This is a genomic window from Streptomyces sp. NPDC059564 (genome assembly GCF_042735575.1).
Taxonomy (GTDB): domain Bacteria; phylum Actinomycetota; class Actinomycetes; order Streptomycetales; family Streptomycetaceae; genus Streptomyces.
Genome location: NZ_JBHWBP010000036.1, coordinates 1 through 15,389 on the forward strand (window position 1 = coordinate 1; position 15,389 = coordinate 15,389).

17 protein-coding genes are annotated in these 15,389 nt (G+C 72.4%); 8 read left to right on the forward strand and 9 right to left on the reverse strand.

The window, feature by feature from the left end; all coding sequences use genetic code 11:
- Positions 1-236: 236 nt before the first annotated feature.
- Positions 237-920 carry a TetR/AcrR family transcriptional regulator gene (locus ACFV0Q_RS09825; RefSeq protein WP_385003184.1) on the reverse strand — a complete coding sequence of 228 codons (684 nt, stop codon included), beginning with the start codon at positions 918-920 and terminating at the stop codon, positions 237-239.
- Between the two features lie 142 nt (positions 921-1,062).
- Between ACFV0Q_RS09825 and ACFV0Q_RS09830 the strand changes: the two genes are divergently transcribed.
- Both ACFV0Q_RS09830 and ACFV0Q_RS09835 read left to right on the forward strand, forming a co-directional pair.
- The gene (locus ACFV0Q_RS09830) at positions 1,063-2,094 is read left to right on the forward strand and encodes a medium chain dehydrogenase/reductase family protein (protein WP_385003187.1); all 1,032 of its coding nucleotides are present in this window, start codon (positions 1,063-1,065) and stop codon (positions 2,092-2,094) included.
- Positions 2,095-2,145: 51 nt separating this feature from the next.
- Positions 2,146-2,673, forward strand: coding sequence for an SRPBCC family protein (locus ACFV0Q_RS09835; protein WP_385003190.1), 528 nt, complete (start codon positions 2,146-2,148; stop codon positions 2,671-2,673).
- Positions 2,674-2,682: 9 nt separating this feature from the next.
- Here the strand turns inward: ACFV0Q_RS09835 and ACFV0Q_RS09840 are convergent, their stop codons facing one another.
- The 4 genes from ACFV0Q_RS09840 to ACFV0Q_RS09855 all read right to left on the reverse strand — a co-directional run bounded on the left by ACFV0Q_RS09840 (position 2,683) and on the right by ACFV0Q_RS09855 (position 7,245).
- The gene (locus ACFV0Q_RS09840; protein WP_385003193.1) at positions 2,683-3,966 is read right to left on the reverse strand and encodes an ROK family protein; all 1,284 of its coding nucleotides are present in this window, start codon (positions 3,964-3,966) and stop codon (positions 2,683-2,685) included.
- A gap of 78 nt (positions 3,967-4,044) precedes the next feature.
- Positions 4,045-5,001 carry an RNA polymerase sigma factor gene (locus ACFV0Q_RS09845; RefSeq protein WP_385003196.1) on the reverse strand — a complete coding sequence of 319 codons (957 nt, stop codon included), beginning with the start codon at positions 4,999-5,001 and terminating at the stop codon, positions 4,045-4,047.
- A 35-nt stretch (positions 5,002-5,036) separates the two neighbouring features.
- Complete coding sequence (locus ACFV0Q_RS09850; RefSeq protein ID WP_385003199.1) at positions 5,037-6,431, reverse strand: carotenoid oxygenase family protein; 1,395 nt, start codon at positions 6,429-6,431, stop codon at positions 5,037-5,039.
- A 112-nt stretch (positions 6,432-6,543) separates the two neighbouring features.
- Positions 6,544-7,245 carry an alpha/beta fold hydrolase gene (locus ACFV0Q_RS09855; protein WP_385003202.1) on the reverse strand — a complete coding sequence of 234 codons (702 nt, stop codon included), beginning with the start codon at positions 7,243-7,245 and terminating at the stop codon, positions 6,544-6,546.
- 162 nt (positions 7,246-7,407) lie between these two features.
- Between ACFV0Q_RS09855 and ACFV0Q_RS09860 the strand changes: the two genes are divergently transcribed.
- Together ACFV0Q_RS09860 and ACFV0Q_RS09865 are read left to right on the forward strand one after the other, a co-directional pair.
- Complete coding sequence (locus ACFV0Q_RS09860; RefSeq protein ID WP_385003205.1) at positions 7,408-8,091, forward strand: DUF998 domain-containing protein; 684 nt, start codon at positions 7,408-7,410, stop codon at positions 8,089-8,091.
- The gene (locus tag ACFV0Q_RS09865) at positions 8,088-8,735 is read left to right on the forward strand and encodes a TetR/AcrR family transcriptional regulator (RefSeq protein ID WP_385003208.1); all 648 of its coding nucleotides are present in this window, start codon (positions 8,088-8,090) and stop codon (positions 8,733-8,735) included. Before ACFV0Q_RS09860 ends, ACFV0Q_RS09865 begins: the two co-directional genes overlap by 4 nt.
- A gap of 33 nt (positions 8,736-8,768) precedes the next feature.
- Here ACFV0Q_RS09865 and ACFV0Q_RS09870 read toward each other — a convergent pair whose 3' ends face one another.
- Both ACFV0Q_RS09870 and ACFV0Q_RS09875 read right to left on the reverse strand, forming a co-directional pair.
- On the reverse strand, positions 8,769-9,122 hold the full coding sequence (locus ACFV0Q_RS09870) for a gamma-glutamylcyclotransferase family protein (protein WP_385003211.1): 354 nt from the start codon (positions 9,120-9,122) through the stop codon (positions 8,769-8,771).
- Positions 9,123-9,162: 40 nt separating this feature from the next.
- A complete protein-coding gene (locus tag ACFV0Q_RS09875) occupies positions 9,163-9,336 on the reverse strand; it encodes a hypothetical protein (protein ID WP_385003215.1) in 174 nt (57 codons plus the stop codon).
- Between the two features lie 392 nt (positions 9,337-9,728).
- Here ACFV0Q_RS09875 and ACFV0Q_RS09880 point away from each other — a divergent pair, with 392 nt between their 5' ends.
- The 4 genes from ACFV0Q_RS09880 to ACFV0Q_RS09895 all read left to right on the forward strand — a co-directional run bounded on the left by ACFV0Q_RS09880 (position 9,729) and on the right by ACFV0Q_RS09895 (position 12,872).
- Entirely contained in the window at positions 9,729-10,289 is a 561-nt protein-coding gene (locus ACFV0Q_RS09880; RefSeq protein WP_385003218.1) for a pyridoxamine 5'-phosphate oxidase family protein, read from the forward strand.
- 157 nt (positions 10,290-10,446) lie between these two features.
- Positions 10,447-10,743 (forward strand): SHOCT domain-containing protein, encoded by a 297-nt coding sequence (locus ACFV0Q_RS09885; protein ID WP_385003221.1) that lies wholly within the window; start codon positions 10,447-10,449, stop codon positions 10,741-10,743.
- Positions 10,744-10,759: 16 nt separating this feature from the next.
- The gene (locus ACFV0Q_RS09890; protein WP_385003224.1) at positions 10,760-11,725 is read left to right on the forward strand and encodes a hypothetical protein; all 966 of its coding nucleotides are present in this window, start codon (positions 10,760-10,762) and stop codon (positions 11,723-11,725) included.
- 52 nt (positions 11,726-11,777) lie between these two features.
- Positions 11,778-12,872 (forward strand): glutamate--cysteine ligase, encoded by a 1,095-nt coding sequence (locus tag ACFV0Q_RS09895; RefSeq protein ID WP_385003226.1) that lies wholly within the window; start codon positions 11,778-11,780, stop codon positions 12,870-12,872.
- 15 nt (positions 12,873-12,887) lie between these two features.
- On the opposite strand, the gene ACFV0Q_RS09900 is transcribed toward ACFV0Q_RS09895, so the two are convergent.
- Together ACFV0Q_RS09900 and ACFV0Q_RS09905 are read right to left on the reverse strand one after the other, a co-directional pair.
- Entirely contained in the window at positions 12,888-13,352 is a 465-nt protein-coding gene (locus ACFV0Q_RS09900; RefSeq protein ID WP_385003229.1) for a DUF6325 family protein, read from the reverse strand.
- 157 nt (positions 13,353-13,509) lie between these two features.
- Positions 13,510-15,147, reverse strand: a complete 1,638-nt coding sequence (locus ACFV0Q_RS09905) for a serine/threonine-protein kinase (RefSeq protein ID WP_385003232.1) — start codon at positions 15,145-15,147, stop codon at positions 13,510-13,512.
- Between the last annotated feature and the right edge of the window lie 242 nt (positions 15,148-15,389).

Sequence of the window (15,389 nt, forward strand, 5' to 3'; positions counted from 1 at the left end):
CCCCCAAGGTGGCTGGGGAAGGCAAGCCAGTGGAAACAATAATTCGTGTAACTAAGGCACGTATTCAGCACTCACCGCGCCACTGGAACCGCTCGACGGTCCGCCCTCCGGCGGGAAGGTTCCCGCGCCCCTCGTCCCAGCCGTAGTGCACCGTGCCTCCCCCTCCCCTGAGGGCCGTAGCCGAACGCCATGGTCAGGGCCGAAAGGGGACGCCGCCACCTCGTGCGTACGAGGGTTCAGCGCCCGGCACCGCCGGTCAGGGCTTCGACCTCGGCCGTGTAGAGGAGGGCCGGGTCCAGGCCCATGCCGGTGAAGTGGCCCGCCAGTTCCAGGGAGAGCGCGCCGTGCAGGCGTGTCCAGAAGGACAGGGCCAGGCGGAGCGCCGCCGGGGAGGCGTCCGGGTGGCCGGCGGCCCATGCGCGGTGGTCGGCCAGGTGGTCCGCGAAGGCGCGTACGTGATCGCCGGGCGCGGGGTCCGGCGAGGCGGCCACGCAGGCGTCGAGCAGGGCCGACATCATCTCCGAGGCGATCTCGGTGATGTCCTGCGGGGCGTGGTAGCCGGGCACCGGGGTTCCGTAGACGAGGAAGTAGCGGTGCGGGTCCTCCAGGGCCCAGCGGCGCAGCACCCGCGCCAGCTCGGAGAGCCGGGCAGGGCCGGGGCCCGCGTCCCCGACGGCGCCGAAGGCGTCCGCGAGGCTGCGGTAGGCGTCCCGGATGAGCTCGGTGATCAGCTCGTCGCGGTTGGCGAAGTACCGGTACAGGGCCGGTCCGCTCAGGCCCATCTGCTTGGCGATGGCGTTGAGGGACAGGGCGGAGGCGCCGGATCCGGCGATCTGCTGCCAGGCCTTCTCCTTGACCTCCGCGCGGATCTGCTGCCGGTAGCGCTCGCGGGGAGTCGTCGTGCTGTCCGTCGTAGGCATGGTGAGAGGTTATCACTATCGGCAAGGGTCATCACGATCCCATGCTCCGCTCCCTTGACATGACCGTGAGTCGCGTTCATTCTGGTTACAGGTTCTAACGAACACGAGAACCACAAACACCCCAAGCAACCAGGAGACCGTCATGGACACCGTCGAGCGCGTCGAGATCGTTCTGCCGGGCAAGGTCGAGCCGGAAGGGCTGGAGCTGCACCGGGGGCCGGTGCCGGTGCCGGCGGCCGGACAGGTCGTGGTGGAGATGGAGGCCACGGGGGTGTCCTTCGCCGAGCAGCAGATGCGGCGCGGCCGGTACTACGACCAGCCCGCGTTCCCCTTCGTCCCCGGCTACGACCTGGTCGGCACCGTGCGGGCGGCCGGTGCGGGCGTGGAGGCCGGGCTGCTCGGCCGGCGGGTGGCGGCCATGACGAAGACCGGGGGCTGGGCGAGCCACGTCCTCCTCGACGCCGCCGACGTGGTGGAAGTGCCGGACGGTGTGGGCGCGGTGGCCGCGGAGACGGCGGTCGTCAACGGGATCACCGCCTGGCAGATGCTCCACCGCAAGGCCCGGGTGCGCGCCGGTCAGACCGTCCTGGTCCACGGTGCCAACGGCGGGGTCGGCTCGATCCTGGTCCAGCTGGCGCTCGCCGCCGGCGCCCGGGTGATCGGCACCGCCTCGCCCCGCCACCACGACGCGCTGCGCGCCCTCGGCGTGAGCCCGGTCGACTACCGCGGCGGAGACGTCGCCGCCCGGGTACGGGAGATCGCGCCCGACGGGGTGGACGCCGTGTTCGACCACGTCGGCGGCGAGGGCATCGTCGACTCCTGGCGGCTCCTGACCCGCGGCGGCACCCTCGTCTCCTACGGCAGCGCCGCCACCCGCGACGACGAGGGCTCCGGCGCGTCGCCGGTGCTGCGGCTCCTGGGGCGGGTGTGGCTGTGGAACGCGCTGCCCAACGGCCGCAGCGCGTACTTCTTCAACGTCTGGGCCGGTCGTGCCTACGCGAAGAACCGCTTCCGGACCCGTCTGCGCTCGGACCTCACCCGGGTCTTCACCGCCCTCCAGCGCGGCGAGATCAGCGCCAAGGTCGCCGCCGAGATCCCCCTGGCCCGCGCCGCCGAGGCGATGCGCCTGGCCGAATCGGGCACCGTCGCCGGCAAGGTCGTCCTCGTCCCCTGACCTGCCCCGACCCGCCCGACCCCACCCTCACCACCTCAGGGAGAACCCGCCATGCCCGTGCTCAGCACCCTGCTCACCCAGGCCGCCGCCCTGCCCGCCGCACTCGCGATCGGCGTGTCCGGCACCCCCCACCACCCCGTCGGGATCGACCACGACGCGCCCGTCATCACCCGCGACGACATCGTCATCCACGCCCCGCTGCACAAGATCTGGAAGATCCAGACCGACGTCGGCAACTGGCCCGCCTGGCAGCCCGAGGTCGTCGAGGCCGCCAAGCTCACGCCGGGTCCCCTGCGGACCGGGTCCGTCTTCCGCTGGTCCGTCCACGGCCTCAGCGACATCAGCTCCACCGTCGAGCAGGCCGAGCCGCTGCGGCGCATCGTGTGGGGCGGACCGGCGCAGGGGATCACCGCCGTCCACGTGTGGACCTTCACCCCGCGCGAGGACGGCGTGCACGTCCACACCGAGGAGTCCTGGGCCGGCGCCCCCGTGGAGGCCGACACCCCGGCGCTCCAGCAGGCGCTCGACGCCTCCCTGGACGAGTGGCTCCACCGCCTGAAGGCGAAGGCCGAGAGCTGAGCGCCCGTGTCACCCGGCGGGTTCGCGGGAGGTGTCGAAGACCTCGTCGCGGGTCGCGGCCAGGGCGCTCTCCAGGGCGCCGCGCAGGACCGGGTGCTCGTGGACCTCGGCGAGTACCAGCGGTGGCTGGCAGGCGGAGAGTTCGGAGAGTTCGGCCTCGACCAGGGCGCGCAGCGGTTCGCCGCCCGCGGTGAACAGGCCGCCCGAGAGGATCACGACGTCGGGGTCGAGGACGGCGGCGATCGAGGACAGTCCCGTGGCGACGCCGGTCGCGAACACCTCCAGGAGCCGGCGGTACGGACCGTCGGCGTGGGTGGCGGCCCGCCGCAGGAGGGCCGTGGCGGTGGCGAGCACGGGATCCGCCCCGGGCGACGGGGCCGGTTCGGGGAGGTCCGCGGCGTAGTCGATGCCCAGGCCGCGGGCGATGACGGGTACGGCCTGGCAGCCCGCCAGGTCCTGGTACCCGCCGGTCTGGGCCACCTCGGGGTTGCGCACCACCGGTGTTCCGGGCACGGGCATGAAGCCGACCTCGCCCGATCCGCCGGTGCGGCCGCGGTGGAGGCGTCCGCCGAACATCATGGCGGCGCCGATGCCCTCCTCGTTCCACAGCAGGAAGAAGTCCTCGTGTGCGCGGGCCGCTCCGAGCCGCCGTTCCGCGACGGCCACGAGGTTGACGTCGTTCTCGCAGTCGACGGGCATCGGCAGCCGGGCCGCCAGCTCGTCGAACAGGGTCGGCGACCGCCACCCGGGCATGTGCGTGGGGTAGCGGACCCTGCCCTCCCGGAGGTCGAAGGCCAGCGGGGCGCCGACGACGACCCGGCGGATGGCGTCCGCGGTGATGCCGGCCTCCCGCGCGGCCCCGTCGACGGCCACGATCACCTGGTCGACCTCGTCGCCGCACGCCTCGGGGGCCGTGAGTTCGTACGTGCCGATCGTGCGCCCGGTGATGTCGGCGACGGCCGCCCGGATCAGGCCGGGTGTCACGTCGAGCCCGGCGGCGTACGCCGCCGCCGGGTTGAGGGTGTAGAGCAGGCCGCCCGGTCCGCGGTGTCCGCCGGAGGTGCCCCCGGCCACCACGAGGCCGTCGGCCTCCAGGCGGGCCAGCATGAGCGAGGCCGTCGGCTTGGACAGGCCGGTCAGCCGGCCGATCTGGGCCCGGGACAGGGCGCCGTGCTCCAGCAGGACCTCCAGGGCCGCCCGGTCGTTCATGGTCCGCAGGAGCCTGGGCACGCCGGGACTTGCCTTGCTCGTCACGCCCACCCCGGGTTCTCCGTCCGACTTCTCCTCCCCCATGCTATCGACCTTGATCGATGCGGCCGCCCCTGGCGTCCGGGGTCCCCGGCTGTATCGAGTTCGGCCTGTCCGCGATCCTCACCGCTCCGGCCGGGGGAAGATCACCCTGAGCCGCTCGACCCGGCCGTCGCGGCGGAACATGACCCAGGCCAGGTTCGGCGGGCAGACGTGGACGGCACCCTCGTGGGTGACGTCCATCTCCCAGATGCCGATGTCCCGGCCGGCCACCACATGACGCAGGTGCTGGCGCACCCCGCCCTCCAGGTACCGGCGCATGACCGGGACGGGATGGACGCGCTCGCCGGGCCGGCCGAGCCGGCCGACCATTTCGGACTCCTGCGGCCACAACTCGGAGATCTCCCGGGGCAGACCGCCGCTCTCCCACGCCCTCAGGGTCGCCACGGCCTCCTGCCTGCTCCCCTCGGTGACGGCGGCGGCGTCGTCGTGCGCCTGCGCGGCCGTCGACGCGAGTGCCCGGGCCATCTTGGCCCGGGCCTGGCTGAGCCTGCTGCGCACCGTACCGACCGGGACCTCGCACGCGTCCGCGATCTCCTGGTACGTGCTGATGCCGCTGAAGTGCCGCAGCATCAGCACGAGCCGCAACTGCTGCGGCAGTTCCTCCACCGCGTCCCAGATCCAGTCGCGCATCGCGTGCTGCTCGATGAGCCGCTCGGGTTCCGACGGCGCCTGGTCGCGAAGGTGCCGGTGACCGAGGGCGCCAAGGGCGTCAAGACCGTCGAGGCCCGGCGTCTCCCGTGCGGCGCGCAGGCGCATGCGGCAGGAGTTGCGGACGACGGCCCGCAGCCAGGCGCCCACGGCCGCGGGATCCCGTACGTCGCCGATGCGCCGCAGCGCGGTCAACGCGGCGTCCTGTACCGCGTCTTCGGCATCGGGGCCGTAGCCGAGCAGGCTCAGCGCCACCGCGCGCATCGAGGCCTGGTGGCGGGCCAGCAGCAGCCCGAGGGCTCCGGTCTCGCCGGCCTGGGCCCTGCGGGTGAGCTCCTCGTCCGTGGGCGGATCGAGGGATGTCGTCATGACCGGGCGGACCCCTCCGTGAGGGTGACGGTGTATCACGCGTCGTACGATATAGGGGAGTTGGAGTCCCAGCGGCTTGCCCGCTCCGGCAGCCAGCTGCCGTGGAATCCGGCCGGGACGCGGTGGGGCAGTTCCACCACGGCCTGGACGGAAAACTCCGCGGCGTCGAGGACGAGCAGCTCCCCCGCCCCGCCGTCGTCGTCGGAGACGAGCGACAGGAGCCAGCCCTCGTCCTCGCCGGTGGCGTCCGCCGCCGGTACGAAGACCGCTTCCCCGGCGTAGCGGCTGCCGGGCGTCTCGTGCACGCGGCTGGCACGGTGCGCGAGGTCGTGTTTGGTGATGCCGTCACCGGAGACGGTGTACAGGTAGCGGTTCGGGCGTCCGGTGAGGGTCTCGTTGTGCGTGGGGAACTCGGCGTCGCGGTCGTCCAGTCGGGACGAGGCGACACGGCCGGTGGCCGGGTCCAGCGTCCAGCGGTGCAGCACGGCGGGGGCCTGGGCGCGGCCGGGCGGGCCGAGGGGGCCGGCCGGGCCCGCGGTCCCGCCGAAGCCCGACCAGGCGTCCCGGAAGCCGGTGCGGTCGTAGCGCACCGCGTCCAGAACGATCCGCCCCCGCGGGTCCTCGTAGGCGTTGCCCACGTGGAAGACGTAGCAGGGATCGATCTCGTACCACCGCACGTCGGTGCTGCCGGGCCTGCGCGGCATGACCCCGAGCCGGGCGCCGTACCCCTCGTCCCACCGGTAGGGCATGCCGCCGCGCCCGGCCAGGGCGGCGTCGAAGACGACGGGCAGGTCCATCCAGATGATGTGGTGCTCGGTGATGGCGAAGTCGTGCATCATCGTCGGGCCCGGGACGTCGACCCGCCGGCTGTCGAGCAGCAGCCCCTCCGCGGTGACCCGGTGGTAGGTGAGGTAGGGCGGGGCGAACCCGGTGCCGAACAGGTGCAGTTCGCCCGTGACCGGGTCCTCCTTGGGATGAGCGGTCATCGCGGTGGTCAGCCGCCCCTCGAAGTCGTACGGTCCCACGGTCTCCAGCGACGGGGTGACCCAGTAGGGCAGGCCCACCTCGCACAGGGCCAGGACGATGCCGGCGTGCCGGATCACGTGGGTGTTGGCGGGCGCCGCGGCCAGGTCGAGGGTGAAGTCCGCGCGGATGAACGGATGCCCCTCCAACTCCCGGGTGCGGACCCACCGGTTGCGGTACCACTCGGCGCGTCCGCCGCTCAGCCGGATGCCGTGGAGCATGCCGGGACCGGTGAACCAGTGGCCCTTGTCCTCGCCGGGCAGCGGGTTGGGGCCGTTGCGCAGGTAGCGGCCGTCCAGCTCGGGCGGCAGGGAGCCCCGCACGGTGAGACCGGCCGCGCCGTGCTCGTCGGGGACCGGGGCGAAGCGTCCCCGGAGGTACAGGGGCGGAGCGGTCTCGTCGGCCATGCTGCTGCTCTCCTTGCTGCGCCCCGTACGGATCCCGCGGTTCTGGGGGTTCGTGCGGGATCCGTACGGGGACGGGCTGCGGATCGTTACTTCGCCGTGGTGCGGGGGGTCCTCACGCGGTGGCCCCCTGGGCCGCCTGCTTGATGAGGGCGGCGACCTCGCCGGGCTTGGAGACGTAGACGGCGTGGCTGCCGCCGGTCTCGGTGACCGTCGCTCCCGCCCGCTCGGCCATGACCCGCTGGGCCGGCGGCGGGATCATGCGGTCGTCGGCGGCGACCAGGTAGAAGCTCGGCTTGGTCCGCCAGGCCGGGTGGGCGACCGTACCGCCCAGGGCGTCCGGGCCCCAGGGAACCTGGGAGTCGGCCAGGAAGCGCGCCTCGTCGGCGGGCAGGTCCCCGGCGAAGGACTCGGCGAACTTCTCCCGGTCGAGGAAGAGGAACCCGTCGTTCGACGGCACGATGGGCGGGACGGGGGCACCGGGCGGCGGGTCGGCGATGAGGGTGTTCACCGACTCGCCCTTGTCGGGTGCGAAGGCCGCGACGTACACGAGGGCCGTCACGTTCGGATGGTTGCCGGCTTCGGAGATCACCGCGCCGCCGTAGGAGTGTCCGACCAGGACGGTCGGGCCGTCCAGGGCATCGAGGGCCTGCTTGGTGGTGGCGACGTCGCCGTCGAGCGAGAGGGTGGGGTTCTGGACGACGCTCACGCGGTAACCGTCCGCGCGCAGCAGCTCATAAACCCCTCTCCAGCCCGATCCGTCGACGAATCCGCCGTGGACGAGGACGACGTTCCTTGCTTCCGGGATGGTGCTCACGATGCCCCAGCTCCTTCATGCGGTGGATGTGGCGTCGTGCCGCTCGAAAACCGCACGACGCCGACTAGATGCCCAGGCGGACGACGAAGTTCGATCCGCCGGATGTGACGCTCGCCACATGCAACCGGATCAATCTATCCGCTTAGCGCTAGGATGGCGTGCATGACGAGACGTGACAAGACGACACGGATCCGGATGGCGGGAGCCGTCGTCCTGGTGGTGAGCGCGGTGCAGTGGGTGGTCGCCGAGGCGGTGACCGCGGCGGCCTGGACCGATCCGCCGTACAGCTACGCCTCCCACTACATCAGCGACCTCGGCGTGGCCGTGTGCGGCGTGCGGTTCCAGGGCCGCGAGATCTGCTCTCCGACGCACTCGCTGATGAACGCGTCGTTCGCGGTCGAGGGGATCCTGTTCGCGATCGGGGTGGTGCTGTTGTCCCGCATCGCCACGGGTCGCGCACGCCGCCTGTTCGTCGCCCTCGCGGTCGCGCACGGCGTGGGGATGGTGCTGGTCGGGGTGTTCCACGGGTCCGCGGACGGCCCGCGCGTCGGGCTGGTCGTCCACGTCGTGGCCGCGGCGGTCGGCATCCTGTGCGCGAACCTGGTCGCGATCATGGCGGGAGCGCTGCGGAGCCTCGGACTGCCGCCCGCGTACCGCGTCTTCAGCGTCGCGGTGGGTTCCCTGGGCCTGCTGAGCGAGGTGTTCGTGGGCGCGTCGGCGAGCACGGCGGGGGTGTTCGAGCGCGGTGGTGTCTACTCGTGGCTGCTGTGGAGCCTCGTGACGGGCGTCCTGCTGCCGGCCGGAGCCCTGCGCCGGCCCGCGGTGGCGGAGAGGGTCGCGGCGTGACCCGGGAAACGCGAGGCCCGCTGCGCGCGGACGCGGAACGGAACCGCCGGCTGATCATGCGGACGGCCGACCGCCTGTTCGCCGAGCGGGGGTTCACCGTCCCCCTCAACGAGATCGCACGCGAGGCGGGCATCGGGGTCGGCACGGTGTACCGGCGCTTCCCCGACCTCCAGTCGCTGATCGACGCCCTGTTCACCGAACGGTTCACCGCGTTCCTGGGGCTGGCGTCGACGGCCGCCCGCCGGCCGGACCCCGGACAGGCGCTGCGCCACTACCTGCTGGAAGCGGCGCAGTGGCGGGCCCGGGACCAGGCCCTGGAGGTCGTCTTCGCCCACGCGAGCGTCGACGCGGAGCCGGTCTCCCGGCTGCGTGACGACCTCGCCCGCCTCGTCGACGGCCTGGCGGAACGGGCCGTGGCGGCCGGAGCGGTCCGTGCGGACTTCGCCGGCGCCGACGTGTACGCGTTCCTCTACATGACCGGTGCCGTCGCCGACCGCACCCACGACGTCGCGCCCGACGCCTGGCGCCGCTACGCCGAGGTCCTGCTGATGGGCTTCGGCCTGGAGGGTCCCCCGGCGGAGCACCCGTCCGCGATGACCGACGCCCAGATCCGCCTCACCTGGCCCCGGCCCCCGGCCCGGTGAGGGTGTACGCGACGCGCGGCGGCACCGTCGGGTTCAGGACTGTGCGGCGAGGTAGGCCCATGCCGTGGTGCCCGAGCGCAGGACGACCTGGATCCGGGCGTAGTCGTCGACCTCGTAGTCGTCCGCCGAGGCCAGCTCTTCGTCGGTGATCGAGAAGACGGTGCCGTCGACGGCGTCGTCCTCACCGGGTGAGGCGACGACCAGGGGATGGCGGTCGGTTCCGCTGGCGGCGATCACCTCGGGGTCGGTGATCTGTATGTACGTCATCCGGTATCCGGGCAGCGCGTCGGGCGTCCCCTCCAGCAGCCTGCCGAACCGTGCGAGCTGGACCTCACGGAACCGCAACGTGCCGTACGAGAACAACTGGTGACGAGCCGAAACGGACATGCGGAGAACCTCCCGGAGTTCCTGACGAGTACATCCCAACCTATCCCGCGAGGAGGACCAGCGGGGCCGGCGCGAGCGGTCGCCCGCGCCGGGCGGTACCGGCCCGGAGCGCGCCCGCCAGCGTCAGCCCCGTCGCGGCGGCCGACGGCACCTCGCGGCCGGCCGGCGGCAGGGCCACGCCATGGGCGAGCTCCCCCGCCCGCTCCCAGGACATTCCCTCCACACCCGAGGCCTGTGAGACCCGCCCCCCAAGGCGATGAGATCCGCACCTGCGAGAGAAATCAGCAACCATCCCCCGCAGATGAGAACCACACTGGCGGATTCACCTCTTGGATGATTCACTGTGCCCAGACAGGCCAATCTGGCCGGTTTCCGTGTCCGGGACCAGTCGCCCCACCGGGTCGACAGTTGGTTCCCTGGCTGCGGACACCCGCCCCTGGGCTGCTTGCGGCTCTCGCTGCCACACGGGCGTGGTGAAGGAAGCCCTGCTCGCCGATCGCGGTGTTCGGCGAGCAGGGCTCCGTCCGACGCCTCCCCCACCCCCACTCGGCCGCAGGTCCTCGCGGGCCGCCGGTCGTTATGGGTGGGAGAGGAAGGAGTTCCGCCATGCCGACGCAGGAACCCGCACCACGGCCCACGACCGAGCTCGACTCCCGCTACAGCTCCGCGCTCAACCCCCGCCCGGGCGCCGCGGACGTCACCGCCACCGAGTGGGACGAGGCCCGGCGGCAGCTCAGAACCGCCGAGATCTTCTGGGTCTCCACCGTCCGCCCCGACGGCCGGCTGCACGTCACTCCCGTGATCGCCGCCTGGCACGACGGGGCGCTGTACTTCTCCACCGGCACGGAGGAACAGAAGGCGAAGAACCTCGCCCACGACGGCCACTGCGCGCTGACCACCGGCGGGAACTCGCTCACCGTAGGACTCGACCTCGTGGTCGAGGGCAAAGCGGTCCCGGTTGCCGATCCCGCGGTACTGGAAGAGGTGATCACGGCGTACAAGACGAAGTACGGGGCCCACATCACCTCGTCCGAGGGCACCTTCCACGGGATCGACGACGCGTTCCGGAAGGGCGGCGTGACGGTGTTCGCCGTGACCCCGTCCACCGCGTACGGCTTCGGCCGGGACGACGGCGTCTACACCCACACCCGGTGGACGTTCGACTGAGCACCCCGGCACGCACGACTCCGCACCAGGCGCTCACCGCTGCGGCGAGCGGCCCTCACCGGGCGCGAAACCCCCCGTCGGTGCCATGCTGGGGAGGAGCGCCGGGGGCCGTCAGCCGGACTGTCCGGCCTGCGCCCGGTCGGTGAGGAGAAGCGACATGCCCGGTCTTCTTCGAGGAATAGCGCGTACCGCGGTGGTGGCCGGTACGGCGACGGCCGTCTCCAACCGGGTCTCGCGGCGTCAGGGGGGCCGATGGGCCGAGCAGGAAGCCGCCGCCCAGCAGCCCGCCGCAGCCGCACCCGCCCCGCCCCCGCCCCCGGCTCCCACGCCGCCGCCGGCCCCCGACATGAGCAGCCGGATCTCGCAGCTCAAGGAACTCGCGACATTGAAGGACCAGGGAATTCTGACCGAGGCGGAGTTCGCGGAGCAGAAGAGCAAGCTCCTCGGCGCCTGACCTCCCGGAGCATCGCGTGTCCCACCTCCTGCGGCGCGGCCCGGCACGAACGGCCGTCGTGGCCGGTTTCGTGATCGCCCTGACCGCCGTGCCCTCCGGGCCCGCGTTCGCGTTCACCGGCGGCAACCACGAGAAGATCACACGGGCGGCCCTGCCCTGGGAGCCGGCCACCCTGTCCGCGATGGCGGACGCCCGCGACGGGGCCGTCAATGCCGACGACCACGGTGGATACTTCCTGATCGGCCCCCTGCACTGCGACAACGCCGACTACCTCGCCCCCCGCTACGTCCAGCACTATCCCCGCAGCCGGGACGAGGCCTCCACCGAGCTCCTCGCCTGCGTCCGCACCTCCGTCGCCCGCTTCCGGAACGCGATCCGCGCGGCGGACGGTCTCGTGGACGCGAACGGAAAGGTCCGGGCCGACCAGAGCGACCTGTCCTCCCCCTGTGCCTGGAACGAGACCCCCACCCGTGCCAAGTGCGCGGTCCTGGAACAGCTCGGCCGCGGCTGGCACCCGATCCAGGACTTCTACGCGCACTCGAACTGGTCCGACCGCGCCGGCCCCGGCCCCGTGGACCTGGCCAACCCTCCCGGACTGGCACGTACCGAAGTCGCCCCCTTCCTCGACATCCGCCGCTACAGCACCATGGATGACGCCGACTGGACACGGGACGCACGCGCCCGGATCCCCGCGGACCTCACCACCGGCTGCTACTCCGACTTCGATTCCACCGGCGTCAAGGCCGGCGACTGCGCGGGCCGTGTCACCCACAACCGTGACCTGAACAAGGACACCGCCGCGTCCAGCCGCTCGAAAACCGGGGACAACTTCAACAACGCCGTTTCCGGAGCCACCGCCGAGACCGCCCGCCAGTGGAACGACTTCGAGGACGAACTCCTCACGACCTATCCGGACCACCGGCGTGGCGAGCAGATGATCTGCGCCCTCGTCCACGACGATCCGAACTCGAGCTGCCCGTGATGGAAACGGTGCGTCGGGCACCTGTCGTCGGGGCTTCAGGAGGCCACACATCGTGATCACTGTCGGGGTCGAGGAGGAGTACCTGCTGGTCGACCCGGAGACGCTCCTGCCCACTCCACTCGTGCAGGAGGTGCGTGCCACGGCCCGCCTGGCGCCGATCGCGGACGAGCGGGAGGTCCAGGACGAGCTGCTGCAGGCCCAGATCGAGGTCGCCACCCCCGTGTGCACGGCCCTGGAGGAGGTGGGGGGTCATCTCCTGCGGCTGCGGCACGCGGTCGCGTCCGCCGCGCAGACGAACGGCTGCCGCATCGCGATCTCCGCCACCGCGCCGGTCAAGGACGTCTCACCCGTACCCGTCACCAGCACGACGCGGTACCTGAAGATGCGGGGAGAGGCCCGCTTGCTCGTCGACGAGCAGCTGATCTGCGGAATGCACGTCCATGTGGGGATGCCCGACCGCGAGACCGCGGTGGCCGTCCTGAACCGGCTGCGCGTCTGGCTCCCGACGCTGCTGGCGATGTCCGCGAACGGGCCCCTGTGGGACGGACGGGACACCGGCTTCGCCAGCTGGCGCACGATCATCTTCGGCCGCTGGCCGGTCAGCGGCCCGCCGCCGTACTTCGCGGGGGCCGCGGACTACGAGGCACGGGCCGACGCACTGGTGGAGTCGGGGCTGATCCCCGACCGGGGGCAGATGTACTGGCAGGCCCGGCTCTCGGAGCGGTACCCCACCATCGAGGTGCGCTGCTGTGACGTGCAGCTGGAGGCGGACGACGCGGTGATGCTCGCCGGTGTCGTCCGCGGACTCGCCGCCACCGCGATCGCCGAGGAGAAGGCCGGAGCCGCTCCCGCCCTGTGCCGACCGGAGCTCCTGCAAGCCGCGACGTGGCATGCGGCCCGGCACGGGATGAGCGGCACGCTGATGGACCCGGGAGGCCGGCTGCGCAGCAGCGGGGACGTGCTGGGGATGCTGCTCGGCCACATCGGCCCGGCCCTCGAAGACAACGGTGACCACCGCGAGGTGAGCTCGCTCGTTCACCGGCTCCTGCAACAGGGGACCTCGGCCGACCGCCAGCGCCGGGCTCTGGCCGAGGCCGGTCCACGGGCGGTCGCGGCCCTGATCACCGCGGGCGAAACCGCCTTGTGAGCACCGGTACGTCCGTCACTGCGGCGGCTGGTCACCACCGGCGGCCTCCTCGGCGTCGAGGGAGGCCAGGATGGCCTGGACGGGGATCCGGCCACTCGCCACCATCTGGGCGCCGCCGGCGCGCAGTGCCCGGGCGAAGGGGGCGGCCCACCGGTTCTCGTACACCAGGATCGCGGCCGAGTTGCCGGGCTGGAGGGCGTTGCCCGCCTCGTCGAGGTCGCTCTGGTCGAGCAGGTCGGAGGACGCGCCTTCGAAGACGGACCATCCCGTCGCGTCCGCGCCGTCGTCGAGTCCCGTGAGTTCCAGGGCGGTGACGGTGCCGTCCGCGTCCTTCCGTACGAAGCGGAGGTCGAAGATGCGGATGAGGCCTCTGTCCACCAGGTCGATCAGCAGCGGGAACGCCTCGCCGGTCATCCGGTTGCCGGGAAACTCGACGACCAGGTAGTCGACGGGGCCCATGTCTTCGATGTCGTCGCTCATGAGCACTCCTCGCGTGGGAGCGCCGGCCCGGCGGCGCCCCACGGCGATCTGCATCCGCGGATGCGGACGGCGCACCAGTGGCCGGACGCGGCTCTGCTCCCATTGCAGCATCCGCCGTCCGGCCCCGCACGTCCGCACCGCTCGTAGCGCGATCCGGTCAATCGCCGCAGGTCATCGAGAAGGGAACCGCGTTGGACGTCGCGGCGAAGGGCTGGCGGAGCTCCACGCCGATCTCACTGTTCAGCGTCCCGGCCTTCGCGTACGTCGTCAGGCGCACCGTGTCCTGACCCGTGCGCGCTCCCTCGTTCCCGATCGACAGGAGGCGCCAGTGCGGATCGACCACGGAGCCGTCCTTGGACACCCAGCGGTAGGAGATCCGGGTCGGCTGCGCCGCGGTGAACGTCGCCGTGAACGTGGGCGCCTGCTGTCCCGGCGACGGGCACGCGCCCGCATACGTGGTGTTCGAGCCCACCACCGAGACCCGTACGGCCGACGCGGCCGGCTGATTACCGGCTTCCCGCAAGGACGCGCTCGCCCCGGTGGAAGCCCGGTCGGCGCCCGCGCCGTTGCCCTCGTGCCGGTCGGCCAGCGCGTAACCCACCCCTGCCACGAGCAGGGCGCACGCCGCCGCACCGGCCGCCACCACGGCCATGCGCCGCTTGCGCGGGCGGCCGGCGGGCGCGGGCGTCGTGACGCGGGTGGGTGTCGGGACGGGCGCGGGTGTCGTCACGTGGGTGGTGTCGGGCTCGGGGGACGCGGCGGATGGTGGGACGGGCGCCGCCGCCGTGGTGGGTTCGAGGGGGGTGACGCCGGTCGTCGCCGGCTCGGCGCCGGGCAGGGGGGCGGCGGCCGTCGTCGCACCCGTGTCGGGGCCCGCGGCGAGCGTCGGGGCGTCGACGGTCTCCGGTGCTGTGCCGTCGTCCACGGGCGACGGCACGCCCCGGCCGATGTCCCGCAACGCGACCGCGACCTGCTCGGCGGAGGTCCGCTCGGCGGGCTCCTTGCGGAGCAGTCCTTCGATGACGGACGCGAGCGGACCGGCCCGGCGCGGCGCGGGGAGTTCCGCGTCGACGACGGCGCGCAGGGTGCTCAGCGCCGAGTCCTGCCGGAACGGGGAGATGCCCTCGACGGACGCGTACAGCAGCACGCCGAGGGACCACAGATCGGACTCGGGGCCGGAGGCGCGGCCCAACGCCCGCTCCGGCGGCAGGTACTCGGGGGAGCCGACCACCTCGCCGGTCATGGTGAGCGCCGTACTGCCCTCGACCATCGCGATGCCGAAATCGCTGAGGACCACCCGTCCGTCGTCGGCGAGCAGCACGTTGCCCGGCTTCACGTCCCGGTGTTCGACCCCGACGGCGTGGGCGGCGCGGAGCGCGGCCAGCACCTCGGCGCCGATGCGCGCGGCGTGCTGCGGGGTGATCGGCCCGGTACGCAGCAGGTCGGCCAGTGACCGTCCGCGGATCAGTTCCATCACGATCCAGGGGCGGTCGTCGTCCATGGCCACGTCGTACACCGTCACCACGTTGCGGTCGGTGATCCGTGCGGCTGCCCACGCCTCCCGTTCCAGCCGGGTGTACATCCGCGCGATGTCGGCGGCGCGCAGGCCGACCGGGGCGCGCACCTCTTTGACGGCGACCTCCCGGTGCAGCGTCTCGTCGTGAGCGCGCCACACGGTGCCCATTCCGCCCTCGCCGAGACGGGACAGGAGGCGGTAGCGGCCCGCGACCAGTCGTCCGCCGTCCGGCTTCTCCGGCATCTCCGGCGTCTCCGGTATCGAATCCTCGTTGTACATCGGGGTGGTTCTCCCTACTCCTTGCCAAGCGGCTCGGTGGCGGTACGCGGCCGTTGCCCTTCGGCTCCCGCACCCGCGAGAGCCGCCGCGAACATCACGGACGGAGCGGGTCGTTCGGTTCAACTCGGTTTCGGCGACCCGTTCCCTACGAGAAGGCTTGAACCGATCCCTCCCCGACGACGTGTGAGTGGCGGATCCGCACCCGGGCCGGTCCGGCCCCGGGGGACGGACCATCCGTAGCT